The organism is Serratia sp. CY27727 (assembly GCF_052169275.1).
Lineage (GTDB): Bacteria > Pseudomonadota > Gammaproteobacteria > Enterobacterales > Enterobacteriaceae > Serratia > Serratia sarumanii.
In genome coordinates this window covers 521,135-537,623 of sequence record NZ_JBJNLB010000003.1, presented here as the reverse complement: position 1 = coordinate 537,623, position 16,489 = coordinate 521,135, and the positions used below count along the sequence as shown (strand labels likewise).

General features: G+C 59.5%; 13 protein-coding genes. 6 read left to right on the top strand and 7 right to left on the bottom strand.

Annotation, left to right across the window (positions count from 1 at the left end; translation table 11 throughout):
- Both ACJ8HB_RS12150 and msrA read right to left on the bottom strand, forming a co-directional pair.
- The gene (locus ACJ8HB_RS12150; protein WP_047569637.1) at window positions 1-1,326 is read right to left on the bottom strand and encodes a hemolysin family protein; all 1,326 of its coding nucleotides are present in this window, start codon (window positions 1,324-1,326) and stop codon (window positions 1-3) included.
- A 180-nt stretch (window positions 1,327-1,506) separates the two neighbouring features.
- The gene (gene msrA, locus ACJ8HB_RS12145) at window positions 1,507-2,148 is read right to left on the bottom strand and encodes a peptide-methionine (S)-S-oxide reductase MsrA (RefSeq protein ID WP_033648689.1); all 642 of its coding nucleotides are present in this window, start codon (window positions 2,146-2,148) and stop codon (window positions 1,507-1,509) included.
- A gap of 304 nt (window positions 2,149-2,452) precedes the next feature.
- Between msrA and tamA the strand changes: the two genes are divergently transcribed.
- From tamA to ACJ8HB_RS12130, 3 genes are read left to right on the top strand one after another with little or no spacing between them, the layout of a single operon-like run.
- Entirely contained in the window at window positions 2,453-4,171 is a 1,719-nt protein-coding gene (gene tamA, locus ACJ8HB_RS12140) for an autotransporter assembly complex protein TamA (RefSeq protein WP_194243329.1), read from the top strand.
- Window positions 4,168-7,986 carry an autotransporter assembly complex protein TamB gene (tamB, locus tag ACJ8HB_RS12135; RefSeq protein ID WP_047569635.1) on the top strand — a complete coding sequence of 1,273 codons (3,819 nt, stop codon included), beginning with the start codon at window positions 4,168-4,170 and terminating at the stop codon, window positions 7,984-7,986. Before tamA ends, tamB begins: the two co-directional genes overlap by 4 nt.
- A gap of 2 nt (window positions 7,987-7,988) precedes the next feature.
- Window positions 7,989-8,336: a gamma-glutamylcyclotransferase family protein gene (locus ACJ8HB_RS12130; RefSeq protein ID WP_033636808.1), complete on the top strand. Its 348-nt coding sequence runs from the start codon at window positions 7,989-7,991 to the stop codon at window positions 8,334-8,336.
- A 53-nt stretch (window positions 8,337-8,389) separates the two neighbouring features.
- Here the strand turns inward: ACJ8HB_RS12130 and ppa are convergent, their stop codons facing one another.
- Entirely contained in the window at window positions 8,390-8,920 is a 531-nt protein-coding gene (ppa, locus tag ACJ8HB_RS12125) for an inorganic diphosphatase (RefSeq protein ID WP_004933594.1), read from the bottom strand.
- A 260-nt stretch (window positions 8,921-9,180) separates the two neighbouring features.
- Between ppa and ACJ8HB_RS12120 the strand changes: the two genes are divergently transcribed.
- Window positions 9,181-10,734, top strand: a complete 1,554-nt coding sequence (locus ACJ8HB_RS12120) for a methyl-accepting chemotaxis protein (protein WP_033636809.1) — start codon at window positions 9,181-9,183, stop codon at window positions 10,732-10,734.
- A gap of 45 nt (window positions 10,735-10,779) precedes the next feature.
- Here ACJ8HB_RS12120 and fbp read toward each other — a convergent pair whose 3' ends face one another.
- A complete protein-coding gene (gene fbp / locus ACJ8HB_RS12115; protein WP_004933587.1) occupies window positions 10,780-11,784 on the bottom strand; it encodes a class 1 fructose-bisphosphatase in 1,005 nt (334 codons plus the stop codon).
- A 169-nt stretch (window positions 11,785-11,953) separates the two neighbouring features.
- On the opposite strand from fbp, the gene mpl reads away from it, so the two are divergent.
- Window positions 11,954-13,333: a UDP-N-acetylmuramate:L-alanyl-gamma-D-glutamyl-meso-diaminopimelate ligase gene (mpl, locus tag ACJ8HB_RS12110; RefSeq protein ID WP_033636810.1), complete on the top strand. Its 1,380-nt coding sequence runs from the start codon at window positions 11,954-11,956 to the stop codon at window positions 13,331-13,333.
- Window positions 13,334-13,530: 197 nt separating this feature from the next.
- Here the strand turns inward: mpl and yhcN (ACJ8HB_RS12105) are convergent, their stop codons facing one another.
- The 3 genes from yhcN (ACJ8HB_RS12105) to argR form a co-directional block, all read right to left on the bottom strand.
- Window positions 13,531-13,794 (bottom strand): peroxide/acid stress response protein YhcN, encoded by a 264-nt coding sequence (yhcN, locus tag ACJ8HB_RS12105; RefSeq protein ID WP_033648684.1) that lies wholly within the window; start codon window positions 13,792-13,794, stop codon window positions 13,531-13,533.
- Between the two features lie 120 nt (window positions 13,795-13,914).
- Entirely contained in the window at window positions 13,915-14,178 is a 264-nt protein-coding gene (gene yhcN / locus ACJ8HB_RS12100) for a peroxide/acid stress response protein YhcN (RefSeq protein ID WP_033638655.1), read from the bottom strand.
- A 403-nt stretch (window positions 14,179-14,581) separates the two neighbouring features.
- The gene (argR, locus tag ACJ8HB_RS12095) at window positions 14,582-15,052 is read right to left on the bottom strand and encodes a transcriptional regulator ArgR (RefSeq protein WP_004933572.1); all 471 of its coding nucleotides are present in this window, start codon (window positions 15,050-15,052) and stop codon (window positions 14,582-14,584) included.
- A gap of 464 nt (window positions 15,053-15,516) precedes the next feature.
- On the opposite strand from argR, the gene mdh reads away from it, so the two are divergent.
- The gene (mdh, locus tag ACJ8HB_RS12090) at window positions 15,517-16,455 is read left to right on the top strand and encodes a malate dehydrogenase (RefSeq protein ID WP_033636811.1); all 939 of its coding nucleotides are present in this window, start codon (window positions 15,517-15,519) and stop codon (window positions 16,453-16,455) included.
- Window positions 16,456-16,489 lie beyond the last annotated feature (34 nt).

The following is a 16,489-nucleotide window of genomic DNA, read 5'->3' as shown; positions in this document are numbered from 1 at the left end:
CTACGGGGTGTCATCCGGCGCTTTCGGCAGCACCGCCGCCGGTTTGTCGCTCAGCCGGGTGACCAGCAGCTGGTCTATCTTGTAGCTGTCGATATCCACCACTTCGAACTTGTAGCCGGCGTATTTGACGAAGTCGGTGCGTTTCGGGATCTTGCGCAGCATATACATCATAAAGCCGCCGATGGTCTCGTAGTTGCCCGCCTGCGGGAACTCGTCGATATCCAGCACGCGCATCACGTCGTCGATCGGCGTGCCGCCCTCAATCAGCCATGAGCTTTCGTCGCGCGCCACGATCTGCTCTTCCTGGCCCTGGCCGACCAAATCGCCCATCAGCGTGGTCATCACGTCGTTGAGGGTGATGATGCCCACCACCAACGCATATTCATTGAGGATCACCGCGAAGTCTTCGCCGGCGGTCTTGAAGCTTTCCAGCGCTTCGGACAGCGTCAGCGTATCCGGCACGATCAGCGCCGAGCGGATCTGCACGCCGCTGCTCAGCACCAGGCTCTGGTTGCCCAGCACGCGGTTCAGCAGGTCTTTGGAGTCGACGTAGCCGACCACCTGATCGATATGGCCGTCGCACACCAGGAACTTGGAGTGCGGATGGGTCGAGACCTTCTCCTTGATGCTCTCTTCGCTTTCGCGCAGGTCGAAGTACACCACGCTTTCGCGCGAGGTCATCGAAGACGGCACGGTGCGCGATTCCAGTTCGAACACGTTTTCAATCAGCTCATGTTCCTGCTTGCGCAGCACGCCCGCCAGGGCGCCGGCTTCCACCACCGCGTAGATGTCGTCGGAGGTGATGTCGTCCTTGCGCACCATCGGCAGCTTGAACATACGGAAGATCAGGTTGGCCATGCCGTTGAAGAACCACACCAGCGGGCGGAAGATCATGATGGAGAAACGCATCGGGTTGATGATCCGGACGGCGACCGTCTCTGGTGCAATCATACCGATGCGCTTCGGGGTCAAATCGGCGAACAGGATAAACAGGCTGGTCACCAGCACGAAGGAGCAGATGAAGCTGACCTGTTCCGCCAGTTCGGGCGACAGGAAACGATCGAACAACACCTTGAAGGTGGGAGAGAAAGCCGCGTCGCCGACGATACCGCCGAGGATGGCCACGGCGTTCAGGCCGATCTGCACCACGGTGAAGAAGATGCCTGGGGTTTCTTGCAGTTTAAGCACTCTGGCGGCGTTGACGTTGCCTTCGTCCGCCATCAGCTTCAGTTTGATCTTGCGCGAGGCGGCCAGAGAGATTTCCGACAGTGAGAAGAACGCACTCACCGCGATCAGAAAAAGAATCAGTAAAATACTGTTTAACATAATCTATCCATACGTGCCGACGGGATGCCGGCGCTCTTGAGGAAGGGTAGTACATAGCAAAAAAAGCAGCGATAACAACCAGAAGGGAAGCTATCGGGCCGCAGAAGCGGCCCGCACAGTATAGCAGTTGCCCCACAGGGGCCGCCAGCGGTTAAAAAAGTGCCGCCGGCCGGCATCGGATCAGCCCTGCGGCGGCAGGCAAACGCCGATGCCGCCCAGCCCGCAGTAGCCTTCCGGATTCTTGAACAGGTACTGCTGATGATCATCTTCCGCGTAATAGAACGGCAGCGCCGGTGCGATCTCGGTAGTGATGACGCGCTTGTCGCCCGCCGCCTCCATCGCCTGCTGGAAGCGCTGCAGGCTGCTTTCCGCCTCGGCCTGCTGCTCCGGGCTCAGCGTATAAATCGCCGAGCGGTACTGGGTGCCGACGTCGCCGCCCTGGCGCATGCCCTGCGCCGGATCGTGATTTTCCCAGAACACCTGCAGCAGCTGTTTGTAGCTGACGACCTGCGGATCGAACACCACGCGCACCACTTCGGCGTGGCCGGTCTGGCCGCTGCACACTTCGCGGTAGGTCGGGTTCGGCGTGTAGCCGCCGCTGTAGCCGGCGGCGGTGCTGTAGACGCCCGGCTGCTGCCAGAACAGGCGCTCAACGCCCCAGAAACAGCCCATGGCGAAGATCGCCACCTCCATGCCTGCCGGCACCTGGGTCATCGAGTGTTCGGTGACCACGTTGAGCGTTGCGACAGGCATTGGCGTGGTGCGGCCAGGCAGCGCGCTTGCCTTATCGACGGTTTGTGATTTATCAAAAAATGGCACCACGGTTGACTCCTGTTGTCACAGTAAGAATTGACCCTACATGGGGGCGGTTCGGTTGTATCTCACCGCGTCTTTGCCCACAATAAGTGGCAAGTTGAGTTTATGTATAAGCTTAACGCAGTATTTTGAGCGCCAAAAGTGAAGAATTCGCCTGTTGCGCGGTGGTGGCAAGCGCGGCGGGCGGCGTCCGGAACAAGGTTGAAGAGGGCTGCCGTCATGATAGCGCGGAGTCTGCCCTGGCCCCGGAGCGAACACCATAACAGGAAAGTAAAATCAATAAGGAGAACACGTGCCAAAGTACCCGGTCATGTGCTTGATATCTGTGTTGCTTGCGGCACCTGCGGCCTATGCGGCCAACGTGCGCTTGCAGGTGGAGGGGTTAAGCGGAGAGTTGGAAAAAAACGTCCGGGTGCGGCTGTCGTCGATCACGCCTGAAGAGGTCGGCACCGACGGGCGCTTCCGCGCGCGGGTGGATGAGGCGGTGCGCCAGGGGCTGCGCGCGCTCGGCTATTACCAGCCGACCATCGAGTTTACGCTGGACGATCGGCCGGGGATGTCGCGCCCGGTGCTGCACGCCAAGGTCAATCCGGGCGAACCGGTGCGTATCGCCGGCGCCAACATCGTGCTGGAAGGCGGCGCGAAGACCGATGAGGACTACCTGGCGCTGGTGAAGAAGGGGCGGCCGACCATCGGCGAGATCCTCAACCACGGCAAGTATGACAGTTTCAAAGGCTCGCTCACCGGCCTGGCGCTGCGCAAAGGCTACTTCGACGCCGACATGACCAAAAGCCAGCTCGGCGTGGCCGAAGATCTGCACAAGGCGTTTTGGGATATCGATTTCAACAGCGGCGAACGTTACCGCTTCGGCAAGGTGAAATTCACCGGTTCGCAAATCCGCGAAGACTATCTGCAAAATCTGGTGCCCTTTCATCAGGGGGATTACTACAGTTCGGAGGATTTGGCCGAGCTGAACCGCCGTTTGTCCGCCACCAACTGGTTCAACTCGGTGGTGGTATCCCCTGATTTCAACGATGCCAAAGAGAACAAGATTTTGCCGTTGGACGCGCTGGTGACGCCGCGCACGCGCAACACCGTCGAAACCGGTATCGGCTACTCCACCGACGTCGGCCCGCGGGTGAAAGGCACCTGGAAAAAGCCCTGGCTCAACGATCGCGGGCATAGTCTGGAAACCAGCGCCAGCGTGTCGGCACCGGAGCAGCAGCTGGATCTGACCTACAAAATCCCATTGCTGAAGAACCCGCTGGAGCAGTATTACCTGCTGCAGGGCGGCCTCAAGAACGTCGATCTTAACGACACCAAGTCCGTCACCTCCAAAGTGGTGGCCTCGCGCAACTGGGATCTTTCCAGCGGCTGGCAGCGGGCGATCAACCTGACCTGGCGCTGGGATAACTTTACCCAGGGTAACGTCAGCAACACCACCATGCTGCTGTATCCCGGCGTCAGCTTCAGCCGCACCCGTTCGCGCGGCGGTCTGATGCCGACCTGGGGCGACAGCCAGCGCTACTCTATCGACGTGTCCGACACCTCCTGGGGCTCCGGCGTGGACTTTGCGCTGATGCAGGCGCAGAACGTCTGGATCCGCACCCTGGCCGACAAGCATCGTTTTGTGGCGCGCGGGCAGGTGGGCTGGATAGAAACCAACGACTTCGACAAGGTGCCGCCGGATTTGCGCTTCTTCGCCGGCGGTGACCGCAGCATTCGCGGCTACAAGTACAAAGACATCTCGCCGCGCGGTGACGACGGCAAGCTGACCGGCGCCTCCAAGATGCTGACCGGCTCGCTGGAGTACCAATACAACGTGACCGGCAAATGGTGGGGGGCGATGTTCGTCGACTCCGGTGAAGCGGTGAACGATATCAAGAAGAGCAACTTCAAGACCGGCGCCGGCGTAGGCGTGCGCTGGCAGTCGCCGGTGGGGCCGGTGAAGCTGGATATCGCCGCGCCCGTGGGGGACAAGGACACCCACGGGATGCAGTTCTACATCGGTTTGGGGCCTGAACTATGAGCCTGGTTAAAAAGATTTGTCTCGGATTTCTGGTCGTTCTGCTGTTGCTGATCGGCGGCCTGGCCTTCCTGATAGGCACCACCACCGGTTTGCATATGGTCATCAACGGCGCGGCGCGCTGGGTGCCGGGGCTGGAGATCGCCGGCGTCAGCGGCGGCTGGCGCGATCTGACGCTGAAGGGCGTGAAGTATCAGATGCCGGGCGTGACGGTTAACGCCGGGCAGTTCCATCTGTCGCTCGATCTCTCCTGCTTTAAGCGCAGCTCGCTGTGCGTCAACGCCTTGACCGCCCAGGATGTGGACGTGGCGGTGAACACCAAAGAGATGGCGCCTTCCGCGCCGGTGGAGGAGAGCAGTGAGCCGACCACCAATCTCAGCACGCCTTACCCGATCACGCTGCGCCTGTTGGCGTTGAACAACGTCAAGGTCACCGTCGACGACACCGCCATCTCGCTGGCCGAGTTCCGCACCGGCGCGCAGTGGCAAGAGCGCGCGCTGACGCTGATGCCGACCAAGATCGGCTCGCTGCTGATCGCCTTGCCGAAAACCCCGCAAAATCCGTTGCCGGAAGCGGTGCAGCCGGCGGTCGAGGTGGCGAAAAAGGTCGGCGAGCAGGCCACCGACGCGGCGAAGCCGGCGCCGCAGCCGGAAGAGAAGCCGCTGGGCGAAACGCTGAAGGAACTGTTCGCCAAACCGCTGTTGCCGGATCTGCCTGACATCCGCCTGCCGCTGGATATCACCGTCAAAGAGATCAGCGGTGAGCAGCTGCGCTTGACCGGCGATACCGACGTGCTGATCACGAGCCTGTTGCTGCAGGCCAGCACGCAGGATCAGCATATCCAGCTGGACAACTTCGACGTGAAGTCGCCACAGGGCACGCTGTCGGTGCAGGGGCAGGCAACCCTGACCGGCGACTGGCCGGTGTCCCTGACCGCCAACAGCGCGCTGAATATCGAACCGCTGAAGGGCGAGAAGGTGAAGCTGAACGTCGGCGGCGGGCTGCGTGACGAGCTGAAGGTGGCGCTGAACCTGTCCGGCCCGGTCGGCGCCCAGCTCGATGTGCAAACCCGGCTGGCCGAAGCCGGCCTGCCGCTGGCGCTGACGTTGCAGAGCAGGCAGCTGAAATGGCCACTGAGCGGCGAGGCGCAGTATCAGGTCAACGATTTCCGCCTGCGCTTTAACGGCAAGGCGACCGACTACGCGCTGTCGACGCGCGCCAATCTGAAAGGCCAGGACTTGCCGCCGGCGGTGCTGACGCTGGACGGCAAAGGCAACGTCGAGCAATTCAAGCTGGAGCGCCTGCGCCTGGCGGCGCTGCAGGGCAATACCGATCTCACTGCGCTGGTGGACTGGAGCAAGGCCATCAGCTGGACCTCGCAATTGACGCTGAGCGGCATCAATACCGCCAAGCAGTGGCCGGAATGGCCGGCGAAACTCGACGGCAAGATCACCACGCGCGGCAGCCTGCACGGCGGCAGCTGGCAACTGCAGGTGCCGGTGCTGCAGCTGGACGGCAACGTGAAGCAGAACAAGGTCACGGCGCGCGGTACGCTGAGCGGCAACGCCGCCGGGCAGTGGAAAATCCCCGGCATCGATCTGGCGCTGGGGCGTAACCAACTGAACGTCAAAGGGCAGCTGGACGAGAAGAGCTGGAACCTGGACGCGAACATCGACGCGCCGCGTCTGGACGGCGCGCTGCCGGGCCTGGGCGGCACCGCCAAAGGGCTGCTGAAGCTGCGCGGCAATCTGCAGGCGCCGCAGCTGCTGGCTGATTTGACCGCATCCGGCCTGCAGTGGCAGGCGCTGCGCATCAACCGCGTGAAAATAGACGGCGACGTGCGCTCCACGGATCAGATTCAGGGGCAACTGGCGGTACGCGTCGAGCAGCTGAAGCAGGATGCGCTGGAGGTCAGCCTGTTGACTCTCGATGCCAAGGGCAGCGAGAAGCAGCACCAACTGCAGCTGAAGATCGACGGCAAACCGGTCTCCGGCCAGCTGGCGCTGCAGGGCAGTTTCGATCGTCAGCAGCAGCGCTGGCGCGGCAATCTGAACAACACTCGCTTCGATACGCCGGTCGGGGAATGGCGCCTGACGCGCGCCATCGCGCTGGACTACCTGAACACCGAGCAGAAAATCAGCGTCGGGCCGCACTGTTGGCAGAACCCGAACGCCGAGCTGTGCGTGCCCAAGACCATTGAAGCCGGCCAGAGCGGCCAGGCCAGCGTGGTGCTCAACCGGTTCGATCTGGCGATGATCAAGCCGTTCCTCGGCCCGGAAACTGCCCTGAGCGGGGTGTTCACCGGCCGGGCCGATGTCAGCTGGAAACCGGGCGGCGCGCTGCCGGAGGCGAAAGTCACGCTGGCCGGCAACGGCGTCAAGGTGGTGCAGCAGGTGCAGGGCAACGCGCTGCCGATCGCCTTCGACACGCTGACCCTCAACGCCGGCCTGAACAACGGTCGCGCGCTGGCCGACTGGCGGATCAAGCTGACCAACAACGGCCAGTTCGACGGCAATATCCAGGTGGCGGATCCGCAGGTGCGGCGCACCATCAGCGGCAACGTCAATATCACCAATATCTCGCTGGCGCTGATCAACCCGGCGCTGATGAAGGGCGAAAGCGCGGCGGGCATGCTGAACGCCAACCTGCGCTTGGGCGGCAGCGCGCAGAAGCCGCTGGTGTTCGGGCGCCTGGCGTTGGATCGGGCGAAGGTGCAGGGGCACTGGATGCCGTTCGATATGACCGACGCGCGGCTGGCGGTGAATTTCAACGGTATGACCTCGACGCTGGAAGGGCTGCTCAGCACCACGCGCGGTCAGCTGAATCTGGCGGGCGACGCCGACTGGCGCGATATCAACGCCTGGCGTGCGCGCATTGCCGCCAAGGGCGATAAGCTGCGGGTGACGGTGCCGCCGATGATCCGCATCGACGTGTCGCCGGATCTGGTGTTCGAAGCCACGCCGCAGCTGTTCTCGCTCAACGGCAAGGTCGACATTCCCTGGGCGCGCATCACGGTGCAGGAGCTGCCGGAAAGCGCGGTGGGCGTCTCTTCCGACGAGGTGATGCTGGACGACCAGCTGAAGCCGATTCAACCGAAGACCGCCTCGATCCCGATCAACAGCAATCTGATGATCCACGTCGGCAATGACGTGCGGTTGGACGCTTTTGGTCTCAAGGCCCGTCTGAAGGGCGACCTGAAGGTGGTGCAGGACAAGAAAGGGCTGGGCCTCAACGGCCAGATTGACATCCCTTCCGGCCGCTTCCATGCTTATGGTCAGGATTTGATCGTGCGTAAAGGGCAGCTGATGTTCTCCGGCCCGCCGGATCAGCCGCTGCTGAATATCGAGGCGATCCGCAACCCGGAATCCACCGAGGACGATGTGACCGCCGGCGTGCGCGTGACCGGCCTGGCGGATGCGCCGAAGCTGGAAGTGTTCTCCGATCCGGCCAAATCGCAACAGGAAGCCCTGTCTTATCTGCTGCGCGGCCAGGGCTTGAGCAGCTCCGGCGCCGACGGCAACGCCATGACCTCGATGTTAATCGGCATGGGGGTTGCACAAAGTGGTCAACTTGTGGGTAAAATCGGCGAGGCATTCGGCGTAAGTAATTTGGCTCTGGACACTCAGGGGGTTGGCGACAGTTCCCAGGTTGTCGTGAGCGGCTATGTTCTCCCAGGCTTACAAGTAAAATATGGGGTGGGCATCTTCGACTCCTTGGCCACGCTGACGTTGCGTTATCGCCTGATGCCTAAGTTGTATCTTGAAGCGGTGTCTGGTCTCGACCAGGCATTAGATTTGCTCTATCAGTTTGAGTTTTAGCGATGCGAATAATTGTCTACGGCAGTTTACGGCGCAAACAGGGAAACAGCCATTGGATGACCAACGCCCAATGGCTCGGCGAGCACGAGCTCGAAGGCTATCAGATTTATAATCTGGGCCATTACCCGGCGGCGATCCCTGGAGAGGGCACGATACATTGCGAAGTGTATCGTATTAACTCATCGATTCTGGCAGAGCTGGACGAACTGAAAAGCAACACCAAGGACTATAAGCGTGAACTGATTCAGACGCCTTATGGGAGTGCGTGGATCTACCTGTACAAACACAGCGTGGACGGTTACCCGCGAATTACCAGCGGCGACTGGCTGAAACGTCTCGACGATCAGTAATAAAAAAAACACCGCTCATTGAGCGGTGTTTTTTCATCGGACGGCGGCAGGCATTACTTCTTGGCGGCGCGTTCGAACGAGGCGATGATTTCCGCTTTAGCCGCGGCAGCGTCTGCCCAGCCTTCCACTTTCACCCATTTGCCTTTTTCCAGATCTTTGTAGTGCTCGAAGAAGTGAGCGATCTGGGCTTTCAGCAGTTCCGGCAGGTCGTTCACGTCTTTCACGTGATCGTACTCTTTGGTCAGCTTGCTGTGCGGTACCGCAACCAGCTTGGCGTCTTCACCGGCTTCGTCGGTCATCTTCAGCACGCCAACCGGACGGCAGCGGATTACGGAGCCCGGCTGCAGCGGGTATGGGGTTGGGACCAGCACGTCAACCGGGTCGCCGTCCAGAGACAGGGTGTGGTTGATGTAGCCGTAGTTGCACGGGTAGAACATCGCGGTGGACATGAAACGGTCAACGAACAGCGCGCCGGTTTCTTTGTCGATTTCGTATTTGATTGGATCGGCGTTGGCCGGGATTTCGATTACTACGTAGATGTCTTCCGGCAGGTCTTTGCCAGCAGGGACCAGATTCAAGCTCATGTCGGTTTCCTTTAATCATCAAACCAGAAATGGAGTGGCGGCTATTATAGCGGACTCTTTTGCGATTTCCTGCCCTTTTCATCGTCGAAAACCCAGTGCGCCGGCGCACGGAGAATTTCCAGATTAATCCCGCCGCGGCATGAAGTTTTGCCTCCGCCTGCCGATAACTTCAACAAACAATAATGAGCCAGCAAAGCTGGCTCCGCGTTTTGCCACCCCTACTACGTCTGATCTCACTATTCTGAAGCCGGGAAGAACTCATGCTAAAAAAGATTACGGTGAAGGCTGGGCTGATCGCCCTGCTGAGCCTGATGACCATGCTGCTGATCATGGTCAGCGTTATTGGCGTCAACGCGATTAACGAAGGATCGCGCTCGATCCATACCTTAAACCAGATCCTCGGCGAAGAGCTGGGCTCGCTGGCCAACAGCTCCAACCTGACGCTGCGCGCCAGAACCGCCGCCTCGCTGGCGGTGCGCCAACGGGAGATCGGCCAGACTGATGTCTCCGACGCCACCGTGGGCCGCATCTACGGTTACCTCGAGCAGTCGAACAAGGAAATGGCGCGCTTTGTCGGCGTCGGCACCGTGACCGAGCGCGGCCGCGAACTCTCCAACCGCCTGCAAAACAGCTACCGCGCCTATCTGGATCAGGGCGTGAAGCCGATGGCCGCCGCCATCAAGGCCGGCAAAATCGATGAGTATTATCATATTCAGGAAACGCGCATCTCCGCGTTGAGCATCGCGTTCGAAAAGGATCTCAGCGATTTCCGCAGCTTCGCCATGAAGCTCGGCGCGCAGCAGGTGTATGACGCGGAAAGCAACGCCAGCACCAAGATCTCGCTGATCGTGGTGGCGGGCCTGCTCAGCGTGCTGCTGGCGGTGCTGGCCTGGTTCGCGCTGCGGGTGATCATTCTGCGCCCGCTGGACGAGTCCATCGCGCAGCTGGAACACATCGCCGGCGGCGATCTGACCCATGAGATCCGCGGCGAGGGCGATACCGAGATGGGCCGCCTGGTGCGGGCGATGCAGCGCATGCAGCAGGCGCTGGCCAGTTCGGTCAGCAAAGTGCGCGACGCCAGCAGCCAGATCGACACCGGTTCACGCGAACTGGCGGCCGGCAACCTGCATCTGGCGCAGCGCACCGAAGAATCGGCCGCTTCGCTGGAAGAAACCGCCGCCAGCATGGAACAGCTGACCTCGACGGTGAAAATGAACGCCGAGAACTGCGAACAGGCCAACCAGCTGGCGCTGAGCGTGTCCGATATCGCCAACCAGGGCAGCGAGGTGGTCAGCCAGGTGATGAGCAAGATGCAGGCGATCACCGACAGCTCGCGCCGCATCGCCGACATCATCAGCGTGATGGACGGCATCGCCTTCCAGACCAATATCCTGGCGCTGAACGCGGCGGTGGAAGCGGCGCGCGCCGGCGAACAGGGCCGCGGTTTTGCGGTGGTGGCCGGTGAAGTGCGCAATCTGGCGCAGCGCAGCGCCCAGTCGGCGAAAGAGATCAAAGGGTTGATCGAAGCGTCGCAGAACCGGGTGCAGGAAGGCGAGCAGATGGTGGAGTCGGCGGCGCAGACCATGAGCGGCATCACCGGCGAAGTGGGCCGGGTGACGGCGTTGATGCGTGAGATCTCGGCGGCGACGCGCGAACAAAGCAGCGGTATCGAACAGGTGAACCTGGCGGTGGCGCAGATGGATCAGGTGGCGCAGCAGAATGCGGCACTGGTGGAAGAGTCGGCGGCGGCGACGCGCTCGCTGGAAGATCAGGCTCAGCTGCTGGCGCAGAGCATGGCGGCGTTCAAGCTGTAAGGCGATAAGGGTTCGGCGCGGCGCCGAACCCTTGCAAAGAACGCGTTACTCGTCCGGGTTTTCGGCGATGAAGCGTTCCGCGTCTTCTACCATCGACTTGGTGCCGACGAAGAATGGCGCGCGCTGGTGCAGTTTCACCGGCGTGATGTCCAGAATGCGGTTTTTGCCGTCGCTGGCCTTACCGCCGGCCTGTTCGGCCAGGAACGCCATCGGGTTGCATTCGTACAGCAGGCGCAGCTTGCCTTGCGGGTGGCTGGCGGTGCTTGGGTAGATGTAGATGCCGCCTTTCAGCAGGTTGCGGTGGAAGTCCGCCACCAGAGAACCGATGTAGCGCGAGGTGTAAGGGCGCTGCGTCGCTTCATCCTGCTCCTGGCAGTATTTGATGTATTTCTTCACGCCGAGAGGGAACTTGATGTAGTTGCCTTCGTTGATGGAATACATGTTGCCGCTCGCCGGGAAGCGCACTTTCTCGTGGGAGAGGCAGAATACGCCCAGAGACGGGTCGTAGGTGAAGGCGTGGACGCCGTAACCGGTGGTGTACACCAGCATGGTGGACGAACCGTAAACCACATAACCCGCTGCGACCTGGGCGCTGCCCGGCTGCAGGAAGTCTTCTTCGGTCACCGGCGTGCCGACCGGCGTGATGCGACGGTAGATAGAGAAAATCGTACCGACCGAGACGTTGACATCGATGTTGGACGAACCGTCCAACGGATCCATCAAAACGACATACTTGGCATTTTCAGCTCGCTCGCCGTCGAATATCACGATTTCATCTTCTTCTTCGGAAGCGATACCCGCAACTTCACCACGCGCTTTCAACGCCGCTTTCAGTTTTTCGTTCGCGTACAGGTCCAGTTTCATCTGAACTTCGCCCTGTACGTTGGACACCCCGCTGGTGCCCAGAATATCAACCAGGCCGGCCTTGTTGATGTCGCGGTGGATGATTTTGGCGCCCAGTTTAATTGCAGAAAGTAACGCGGTCAGCTCGCCGGTGGCGTGAGAGAAGTCGTGCTGTTTCTCGACGATAAATTCGCCTAACGTTTTCATGACACAATCCCTGAATCTACGGATGGATAGCGGCCTGTTAACAAACCGCCAACGTTTTCGCGTGCAGTGTAGCCCAAAGATGCGCGCTATTCATAGGCAAATCCATTTCTTCTGGACGATTCTGAGCGTTAGAATATGCCGACATTCGATGCACTCACATGAGAAACCTATGCGCATTCACATTCTTGGGATCTGTGGCACCTTTATGGGCGGGTTGGCGATGCTGGCGCGCTCACTGGGGCATGACGTCACCGGTTCGGACGCCAACGTCTATCCGCCGATGAGCACGCTGCTGGAGAACCAGGGGATCGATCTTATTCAGGGTTATGATCCGGCCCAGCTGGATCCGGCGCCGGATCTGGTGATCATCGGCAACGCCATGACGCGCGGCAACCCGTGCGTGGAGGCGGTGCTGGAACGTGGCATCCCTTACGTTTCCGGCCCGCAGTGGCTGCACGATGCCGTGTTGCGCGATCGCTGGGTACTGGCGGTCGCCGGCACCCACGGCAAAACCACCACCGCCGGCATGGCGACCTGGATCCTCGAGGCCTGCGGCTACCAGCCCGGCTTCGTCATCGGCGGCGTGCCGGGCAACTTCGACGTATCGGCGCGCCTTGGCGGCAGCCCGTTCTTCGTGATCGAGGCCGACGAATATGACTGCGCGTTCTTCGACAAGCGCTCCAAGTTCGTGCACTACAGCCCGCGCACGCTGATCATGAACAACCTGGAGTTCGACCACGCCGATATCTTCGACGATCTGAAAGCCATCCAGAAACAGTTCCACCACCTGGTGCGTCTGGTGCCGGGCAAAGGCAAGATCATCCTGCCGGACAACGACAGCCACCTGAAGCAGGTGATGGCGATGGGCTGCTGGAGCGAGCAGGAGCTGGTGGGGGAAGAGGGCACCTGGCGCGCACAGAAGCTGACGCCGGACGCCAGCCATTACGCTGTGTTCCTCGACGGCGAACAGGTCGGCGAAGTGAACTGGGCGCTGGTGGGCGAGCACAACATGCATAACGGCCTGATGGCCATCGCCGCCACCCGCCACGTCGGCGTGCAGCCGGCGGACGCCTGCCGCGCGTTGGGCGATTTCATCAACGCCCGCCGCCGCCTGGAGCTGCGTGGCGAAGCCAACGGCGTCACGGTCTACGACGACTTCGCGCACCACCCGACGGCGATCCTGGCCACTCTGGCCGCGCTGCGCGGCAAGGTCGGCGGCACGGCGCGCATTCTGGCGGTGCTGGAGCCGCGCTCCAACACCATGAAAATGGGCATCAGCAAAAACGATCTGGCGCCTTCGCTCGGCCGCGCCGACGAGGTGTTCCTGTTCCAGCCGCACCACATTCCGTGGCAGGTGGCGGAAGTGGCGGATGCCTGCGTGCAGCCGGCGCATTGGAGCGCGGATCTCGACACGCTGGTGGACATGGTGGTAAAAACCGCACAGCCGGGCGATCACATTCTGGTGATGAGCAACGGCGGCTTCGGCGGCATTCACGACCGTCTGCTGGACGCGCTGGCGAAAAAGCAGGAACCGAAAGTCACCTACTGATCGCTCAGCCGCATCAGCCACATCAAGGGCCGCATTCGCGGCCTTTTTTACGCCCATAAAAAAGCCCTCGCGAGCGAGGGCAACGGGGTTCGTCGGATAGGACGACGAGAGGGTCTCTGGGAAATCGGCGTTTGCGTCAGAACTCGGCAGTGGCAGTGACGAGGGTAATCAGCTCTGCAAAGCCGTTCCCAGAGTTGTTATTTGTAAATCTCGGCGGTGGCGTGGTAGTTGCCTTCGTTACGCGCTTCGATCACGCGGTAGGCGGTCGCGCCTTTCGCGTCGGCTTTGTCGGACAACGCCTGGCGAATGTCGGTCGGCGCGCCGTCGATGCCGCTGACGGTGATGGTGCCGATAGATTGCAGATTGGCGGTCTGATCGTTAGTCACCAGCTGGGCGGCGGAGGCGCCGAAGGAGATGACAGACAGCAGGCCGAATGCAGCGAGAGTAGTTTTCATGTTCATGATAGCGATCCTTGGTCATAACAGCCTGGAAGGGCTTGGCAGCGATTTTTATTCTTGAAGGCCGTTATGACAGCGTTTGATTCCAGAGATGTATTGCCCGTTGCCGGGTAATGCCGGTACTTATTTGTAGATTTCAGCGGTTGCGTGGAAGCTGCCGTCATTGCGGGCTTCGATTACGCGGTAAGCGGTCGCCCCTTTGGCGTCGGCTTTGTCGGACAGCGCCTGGCGGATGTCGGAAGGCGCAGCGGCGACGCCGCTCACGGTGATTACACCGGCCGGTTGCAGTTTTGCGGCCTGAGTTGCATCAATAGATTGTGCTGCGAATGCACCAAAGGAAAGCATGGACAGAACGCTCAGGGTTGCAACGGTAGCTTTAATTTTCATCATCTCACCTCATCGTATTCTTTTATCAGTTCCAACGAACTGTGATTCAGTTCACGAAAATGAGTATACAGCTAGTAACGCGAAAAATTAATAGTTAGCTAACAGTTGCTAGTGAAACTTTAACCTTATGATCCTTATTTTTTATAACTGTAAGGAATAAAAAACGCTCACAAAACGATCTTTTGATGTTAAATTTATGTAATTTCAATAAGGTAAGTGCTTTTGACCAAAAGTGCGGAAGATCACAGTGGGTACTGCTGGTTACATGTAGATGTCATGGAAATGTGTTGCTGAGGGATAAAAAAGCAGTGTTAAACGCGGTTGAGGGCGGGAAAGGTAACGTAAGAGTTAAAGAAGCGCTAACAAAGTGCGGGCTAAAGCCGCACTTTGTTAGCGCCAGGTTTCACAGCTCTTGCTCGAACACGCCCAGAATAGCCTCATGCAGTTTCTGAGCGGTAAAGCCGTTGGACGGGGTGACGAAAATCGTGTCGTCGCCGGCAATCGTGCCGAGGATGCCCTGGGATTTCCCCAATGAGTCGAGCAGGCGGGCGATCAGCTGCGCGGCGCCCGGGCTGGTGTGGATCACCACGACGGCGTCGTTATGGTCGACGTCCAGCACCAGATTCTTCAATGGGCTGGTGGTGGTCGGCACGCCGAGTTCGGCAGGAAGGCAATACACCATTTCCATTTTGGCATTGCGCGTACGTACCGCGCCGAACTTGGTCAGCATGCGCGATACTTTGGATTGGTTAATGTTTTCGAAGCCTTCTTCTTGCAGCGCCAAAACGATCTCGCCTTGAGAACTGAATTTTTCTTCTTTCAATAACGCTTTGAACGTCTTGATCAGATCTTCCTGTTTTGCGGGATTACGCATTTTGCACCGTGGAATGTTGATAGTGGAAGTCATGATTATGCATATAGATGAATTTTTATGCAACAAAGGCCGACCCAAAGAAAATAAGCATGACCGGGCGGCGAGGAAAGGGCGGCATTTTAACAAAATCCGGCCGCGATGAATATGCCCTTTTGGCGACGGAAAATCGGCCCGCAGTGGTAAATAAAATGTTATTAAAATGATGTTGTTCTGATGTTGCGTAAGGGTGTAATGTAACGGCCGGTTAACTTGCTCGTGAATAACCTCGCACTATTTTTGATTAGTGTGCGCTATGCCCTTCATGCGTAAGCGATTTAATCTAAAATGGGCGCGACAGCGGCCGTTTTATTACACCTGCAGGCAAGAATTGGCTAATTTATTGTTTTGAAAGGTGTAATGACTTAAGGTCCGTAACCAACACATTCACGGCGCTTTATATATTTAAGATAATAAAGGAGTATAGGATGAAAGTTGCAGTTCTCGGTGCTGCTGGCGGTATCGGCCAGGCCCTCGCCCTTCTACTCAAAACCCAGCTTCCTTCAGGTTCTGAACTCTCTCTCTACGACATTGCCCCCGTTACCCCAGGCGTTGCCGTCGACTTAAGCCACATCCCAACCGCAGTTAAAATCAAAGGCTTCAGCGGCGAAGACGCGACCCCGGCTCTGCAAGGTGCGGACGTGGTGCTGATTTCCGCCGGCGTGGCCCGTAAGCCAGGCATGGATCGCTCTGACCTGTTCAACGTTAACGCCGGCATCGTGCGTAACCTGATTGAACAAGTGGCGAAAACCTGCCCGAAAGCCTGCATCGGCATCATCACCAACCCGGTTAACACCACGGTCGCCATCGCGGCGGAAGTGCTGAAAAAAGCCGGCGTTTACGACAAGAACAAACTGTTCGGCGTGACTTCGCTGGATATCATCCGTTCCAACACCTTCGTGGCCGAGCTGAAAGGCAAGCAGCCGGAAGAGCTGAACGTGCCGGTCATCGGCGGCCACTCTGGCGTGACCATCCTGCCTCTGCTGTCGCAGATCCCAGGCGTGAGCTTCACCGATCAGGAAGTGGCGGATCTGACCAAGCGCATTCAGAACGCCGGCACCGAAGTGGTGGAAGCCAAAGCCGGCGGCGGGTCTGCAACGCTGTCCATGGGCCAGGCGGCCGCCCGTTTCGGTCTGTCTCTGGTGCGTGCGCTGCAGGGCGAGAAAGGCGTTGTGGAATGCGCTTACGTTGAAGGCGACGGCAAATACGCTCGCTTCTTCGCACAGCCGCTGGTGCTGGGCAAGAACGGCGTTGAAGAGCGCAAGGATATCGGCACCCTGAGCGCCTTCGAGCAGAAAGCGCTGAACGAGATGCTGGACGTGCTGCACAAAGATATCGAACTGGGCGAGAAGTTCATCAATAACTGATCGACGCCGATAGTCAGCCGATAAACGCCGCCGG

What these genes read in the sequence shown, in the direction of transcription:
- argR (WP_004933572.1), bottom strand. Translation starts at nt 15,052, where the DNA reads ATGCGTAATCCCGCAAAACAGGAAGATCTGATCAAGACGTTCAAAGCG.
- tamB (WP_047569635.1), top strand. Translation starts at nt 4,168, where the DNA reads ATGAGCCTGGTTAAAAAGATTTGTCTCGGATTTCTGGTCGTTCTGCTG.
- ACJ8HB_RS12130 (WP_033636808.1), top strand. Translation starts at nt 7,989, where the DNA reads ATGCGAATAATTGTCTACGGCAGTTTACGGCGCAAACAGGGAAACAGC.
- fbp (WP_004933587.1), bottom strand. Translation starts at nt 11,784, where the DNA reads ATGAAAACGTTAGGCGAATTTATCGTCGAGAAACAGCACGACTTCTCT.
- ACJ8HB_RS12120 (WP_033636809.1), top strand. Translation starts at nt 9,181, where the DNA reads ATGCTAAAAAAGATTACGGTGAAGGCTGGGCTGATCGCCCTGCTGAGC.
- mpl (WP_033636810.1), top strand. Translation starts at nt 11,954, where the DNA reads ATGCGCATTCACATTCTTGGGATCTGTGGCACCTTTATGGGCGGGTTG.
- mdh (WP_033636811.1), top strand. Translation starts at nt 15,517, where the DNA reads ATGAAAGTTGCAGTTCTCGGTGCTGCTGGCGGTATCGGCCAGGCCCTC.
- yhcN (WP_033648684.1), bottom strand. Translation starts at nt 13,794, where the DNA reads ATGAACATGAAAACTACTCTCGCTGCATTCGGCCTGCTGTCTGTCATC.
- ppa (WP_004933594.1), bottom strand. Translation starts at nt 8,920, where the DNA reads ATGAGCTTGAATCTGGTCCCTGCTGGCAAAGACCTGCCGGAAGACATC.
- yhcN (WP_033638655.1), bottom strand. Translation starts at nt 14,178, where the DNA reads ATGAAAATTAAAGCTACCGTTGCAACCCTGAGCGTTCTGTCCATGCTT.
- ACJ8HB_RS12150 (WP_047569637.1), bottom strand. Translation starts at nt 1,326, where the DNA reads ATGTTAAACAGTATTTTACTGATTCTTTTTCTGATCGCGGTGAGTGCG.
- tamA (WP_194243329.1), top strand. Translation starts at nt 2,453, where the DNA reads ATGTGCTTGATATCTGTGTTGCTTGCGGCACCTGCGGCCTATGCGGCC.